Consider the following 3,428-nt stretch of genomic DNA (forward strand, 5'->3'; position numbering starts at 1 on the left):
CTGTCCCGGGAATTGCCGGGTATGGCGCCAACCACCCTGGCGTTTCACTATCTTCAGCCTGACGTAGACTGGCACAATAAAGTTCTTTTTGCCGTTGAAGAGATGGAGAAAAGGCCTGTTCTCGTTGCAGACGCCGGATTCATGTACGCGGCCAAGATGAGCGGCCAGGCGCAAAGCTATGATCTTTTTACTCCGGATGTGGGGGAACTCTCCTTTCTGGCTGACGAAACTGCGCCCCATCCTTTTTATACCAGAGGGTTTATTTTGCACCAGGACAATAATGTGCCGGATCTTATTGCCCGGGCCCATGAACACCGGAACGGGGCCCGTCACCTTCTGGTAAAAGGCAGTGTTGATTATATGGTGGCTGACGGTGAAATCACAGGTCAGGTCAGCAAACCTGCTGCCGAAGCCATGGAGGCCATGGGCGGTACCGGAGACACCCTGACCGGCATTGTCTGCGCCTTGATTGAATCCGGGAAAAGCATCCCAAAAGCCTGCCGCATTGCAGCCCGTGTCAATCGAATGGCCGGGGTCTCTGCCAGGCCGACACCCGCCTCACAGGTTATGGACCTTATCTTACAGATCCCCAAAGCCCTGGCCCGGGTTATGGCAGATCCGGACTATCAATAATAAAAAAACAGTGAAAAAGTGACGGATAAATCAGAAAACAGTTCTTTGATCAGCGCAATTGAGCCCGGCATGACAGTGCTGGATATTGTTTCAACATACAGTGCCGCCCAGGAGGTGTTCAAACGCTGGGATGACAGGGCAGGGGAATGCATCTGCTGCAACGCGCTTTTTGAGTCCCTTGACGCGGTTGCCGAAAAATACAACCTGGATTTAGCGGCCCTGGTTCAAGATTTGCAAAATGCCGCCGACAACTCCAGGGCGAGTACTTAAAATTTTTCTTCAAATCTGCCCAATTCTCTGTTTTTCATTACTTTCCCACCCATGAATATTTTTCCGTTCATGGCGATATAAACACCGGGGCAAGCCTTTTGAACAGCGCCCAGGGCGCAGCCGATATTAAAAATCGCGTCCGTGTCGCTGAACATGGCAGGAAGCAGAGCGCCCGTGAGCACAATCGTTTTATTCTTTGCGCCGCCATGGGAGATGATGTGCCTGGCTGTCTCCGGCATGGTATCTGTTCCGTGGGTGATAATAATCATCCTGCAAGGGTCTGCCGCAACCGTTTCGGCGATAAGTTCCCTGTCCTCATCCGTTAAATCAAGGCTGTCTTTACGCAGAAGTGATGTAATGGTGTAAGGGACTTGCAGGTTAAAATGATTAAGCACCTTAATGGCGTTTGGCGGCCCCACTTCATATTCACTTTTTGCATCAAAATAAATTTTATCAATGGTGCCGCCGGTAGCAATAATCGAAATGGTTTCCATGCCTGTCCCTTNNAATATAAAATCAATAACTGGTATTTTAGTCCCTTAAATTCTGACCAGGGGCCTTACCTATCCAATAATTTTACTGGTAATTTTTTCCGGCAACCCTTCAACAAAAAGTCTGATCTCATCCCGGACGCGTCGATAAACAGCAAGCTTTTCATCTTCGTTATTTAAATTTTTAGTCAGCTCTGGAGGGTTGTCAAAGGATTGACAAATGACATTTACCTCAGCCGCAAAACTTGGGCATTTTTGCGCTGCGGTATTACATACGGTTATGACACAATCAATATCTTTTTTCATAAAATCCTTAACTTCATGGGTTTCATGACCAGAGATGTCAACACCGGCCTCTTTCATTACCTTAACGGCAAGCGGGTCAAGCGGGCCAGTGCTGATTCCTGCTGAAAAAGCGTTAATTTTATCCGGATAAAGGTAATGAGCCCAACCTTCAGCCATTTGACTGCGACAAGTATTCATTTCACAAACAAAAAGTATCGTTTTTTTTGACATGTAACTTTACCTCCTTTATATGAAAGATCTGTGTAACCTACACAGATCTTTCAACCTTCGTTGTGGGCTATGTCTGGCAGTTGATATGCCAGGTCAGCCCATGGCTGTTCTTCAAAAGTCTTTAATCAGAAAAATTGAGATTTAGACTATCAAATGTAAAATGAATTACATGTAGCAAATAATTGTTAGACGTTTATGAGAAAATGAATTTAATGGAAGATTAAACATCCCGCCAAAAAAAACTGTTATTCATGGACGAGGGATGTTAAAAAAACCGCTCAGGTTGAAATATAATAAAGAAATAAACTGTTAAGATTTATGTAATGGTCGCGTCTGCCGCCGCTGCCGGTAAAAAATTAGGAACAGGATGAACAGCGTTACACAGCTTGATTGTCTGATTGATGATCTGATAGAAAAAAATGTCGCATTTGCCTGCTGGTTCCAATCGTCGAGTGACAGCCCACAACTGATTGCCGGGTCGGAAAATGATATCATATTCCCGGCAAGTATAGAGGCGTTGAGCCGAGTCCGCGGATTTGTGTTTGCCCCGTTTAAAATATCCGACAATGCGCCTGTCATTGTTTTGCAGCCGGCCATACACCTGAAAGGTTATGATCAGATCCTGTCGTTTAACCCGGAATCCCTGACGTCGGCCCCTTTTAGTCGCGAAACAAAAGACCCTTGCATCTCAACGGAGTTTCATGATTACCTGGTGTGCGTCAAGCATGCCATTGAACAGATCAACGCCGCAAAATTTTCCAAGGTCATTGTCTCCAGGCGGATTTGTAAAGAGCGAAAAAGTGAATCCATGGGTCGGCTTTTTCTTGGGATGCACGACGCAAACCCGGCTGTGTTTGTTTTTGTGGCAAATCTGCCTAAGGCCGGGCTTTGGATGGGGGCCACCCCTGAATTGTTGTTTCGCTTCGATGGGCGGCATGCCCAGACCGTGTCCCTGGCCGGCACCCAGCCCCGGCGTCCCGATGGCCGGTATTGCTGGTTTACCAAGGAGATTGAAGAGCAGGCCTTTGTCTCCAGGTACACGGTGGATGTGCTCCACCGGTTTGGTTTTTCAACCTACCAGACAAAGGGGCCCCAGGATCTTGAGACAGCCACCGTGGCCCACTTGAAAACTTCTTTCTTTTTTTCCGGAGACCAAATCCAAGACCGGCTTGGAGAATTTGTTGAACAGCTTTGCCCGACGCCTGCGGTCTGCGGTTTGCCCAAGGTTGCGGCAGCTCGTTTTATCCAGGACTTTGAACCCCACGACAGGCGGTATTATACCGGGTTCCTGGGGCCCTGGCGTCTTGGACAAAGCGGCACGGACGTTTATGTGAACCTGCGCAGCATGGAAATTGAAGACAACCAGTATGTCCTTTACATCGGCGGGGGAATCACGGCCCGCTCCAACCCGGAACAGGAGTGGGAGGAGACCACGCAAAAGTCCAGAACGCTTTTAAACGCCATAGAGGCGTTGCAGGAACAAGAAACAAGAGACTGGAAACAAGAAACAAGAGGGTG

At 48.0% G+C, this 3,428-nt stretch carries 5 protein-coding genes; 3 read left to right on the forward strand and 2 right to left on the reverse strand.

Annotated features, from left to right (window positions below; translation table 11 throughout):
• The coding region (locus tag B3D59_RS09665; protein ID WP_286819363.1) for an NAD(P)H-hydrate dehydratase at positions 1-633 on the forward strand (633 nt) is incomplete at its 5' end.
• Between the two features lie 18 nt (positions 634-651).
• Positions 652-903: a hypothetical protein gene (locus B3D59_RS09670; protein WP_286819364.1), complete on the forward strand. Its 252-nt coding sequence runs from the start codon at positions 652-654 to the stop codon at positions 901-903.
• On the opposite strand, the gene B3D59_RS09675 is transcribed toward B3D59_RS09670, so the two are convergent.
• Positions 900-1,397: an asparaginase domain-containing protein gene (locus B3D59_RS09675; RefSeq protein ID WP_286819365.1), complete on the reverse strand. Its 498-nt coding sequence runs from the start codon at positions 1,395-1,397 to the stop codon at positions 900-902. The genes B3D59_RS09670 and B3D59_RS09675 overlap by 4 nt on opposite strands.
• Before the next feature lie 69 nt (positions 1,398-1,466).
• A complete protein-coding gene (locus B3D59_RS09680; protein WP_286819366.1) occupies positions 1,467-1,910 on the reverse strand; it encodes an arsenate reductase ArsC in 444 nt (147 codons plus the stop codon).
• A 367-nt stretch (positions 1,911-2,277) separates the two neighbouring features.
• Between B3D59_RS09680 and B3D59_RS09685 the strand changes: the two genes are divergently transcribed.
• Positions 2,278-3,428, forward strand: a 1,151-nt coding sequence (locus B3D59_RS09685) for a chorismate-binding protein (protein ID WP_286819367.1), incomplete at its 3' end; no start/stop codon positions are given.

The sequence above is a fragment of the Desulfobacter sp. UBA2225 genome, from assembly GCF_002348205.1.
Lineage (GTDB): Bacteria > Desulfobacterota > Desulfobacteria > Desulfobacterales > Desulfobacteraceae > Desulfobacter > Desulfobacter postgatei.

Bases quoted from the DNA above. Each gene is read 5' to 3' on its own strand.
- B3D59_RS09680 (WP_286819366.1), bottom strand. From the start codon at position 1,910: ATGTCAAAAAAAACGATACTTTTTGTTTGTGAAATGAATACTTGTCGC.
- B3D59_RS09675 (WP_286819365.1), bottom strand. From the start codon at position 1,397: ATGGAAACCATTTCGATTATTGCTACCGGCGGCACCATTGATAAAATT.